Here is a 1,027-nt window from a genome sequence, read left to right as displayed (position 1 = left end):
GAGCGGTACAGTGACTATGGGGCTATAGCTGCATGAAACTGTCCGAAGTGTTGCCTAATATCAAAATCAAAAAAACAAGATAGCTTAGATGGTTATGGACAAAGTATTTAGCAAGAAACTATTGGTACTGGCATTGACCGCAGCACTAGCGGCTTGTGGTGGTGGAGGAGGAGGAGGTTCTTCTGACTCTGCCCCCTCGCCAACAGGAGATGGCGGCAGCAGTGACGGTGGTGGCCAGGGTGGAGATGATCAAGGAGGTGGTAGTGGGGCAGGTGATACTGGGGATGACACACCTCTTCCTGATAATGATCCATCTACGGTAACGGTTGGAGGTGTTTCAACTACAGAGTTGGGATTTGCCACAATAACGGCTACTGAGATCACCCTGCCTGATGCAATGGTCAATGCTCAGGAAGTCTACCAGCTTGCGCACTACATCGGCAGAACAGATAGTGAGCAAGATGAGGAAAATATCGATATTCCAATTCGTAGCTACACGGCAACTTGTGCTACAGATACAGAGCAGCCACGGATGTTCGTATCCACCACATTATCCGAAGGTCAAAGCGCATCAAATACAACCTATGGTTCTGTTTACGAACTTCAGTACAACCCTGAAACCTCCAGCTTTGACCAAACCGGTAATACCACCATTCTTAAACAGTGCTATGAGTCACATGGCATTACAGCCAGTGCAGACTGCTCCAGAGTCGCTGTTTTATGTAACACCGAATACAAAGCCAGCGATCGCTACGACACCGAGAAAGACCTCGTGGAAGAGTATGGTACCACTTGGATGAAGGTTGAGGACAACCTCTCCAGTGTTGAGGGAACCGATAATGAGAAGAAGTACAACGACCAAATCTGGTTAATGGAGTGGGATAATAAATCTCTTTCCGAAAAACCCGATGCCTACGTAGTTAATAAAATGCATGGCGGCACTCACTTGGGTGCGCAAGAACTTTTGTATGTCAATACTTCGGACAGTTTTAAGAGGCGAAATGGGTAGGAACCATGGACATGTACT

General features: G+C 47.2%; 1 protein-coding gene. It reads left to right on the top strand.

Features of this window, described 5'->3' with window-relative positions; translation table 11 throughout:
• The first annotated feature begins 88 nt into the window (after window positions 1–88).
• Complete coding sequence (locus MO867_RS22215) at window positions 89–1,009, top strand: hypothetical protein (protein WP_252473233.1); 921 nt, start codon at window positions 89–91, stop codon at window positions 1,007–1,009.
• Window positions 1,010–1,027: the final 18 nt, after the last annotated feature.

The organism is Microbulbifer okhotskensis (assembly GCF_023895975.1).
Lineage (GTDB): Bacteria > Pseudomonadota > Gammaproteobacteria > Pseudomonadales > Cellvibrionaceae > Microbulbifer > Microbulbifer okhotskensis.
The sequence above is the reverse complement of the archived record's forward strand: the minus strand, read 5'-3'. Positions and strand labels throughout refer to the sequence as shown.

Excerpts from the sequence above, each read along its gene's own strand:
- MO867_RS22215 (WP_252473233.1), top strand. The coding sequence starts at position 89 with ATGGTTATGGACAAAGTATTTAGCAAGAAACTATTGGTACTGGCATTG.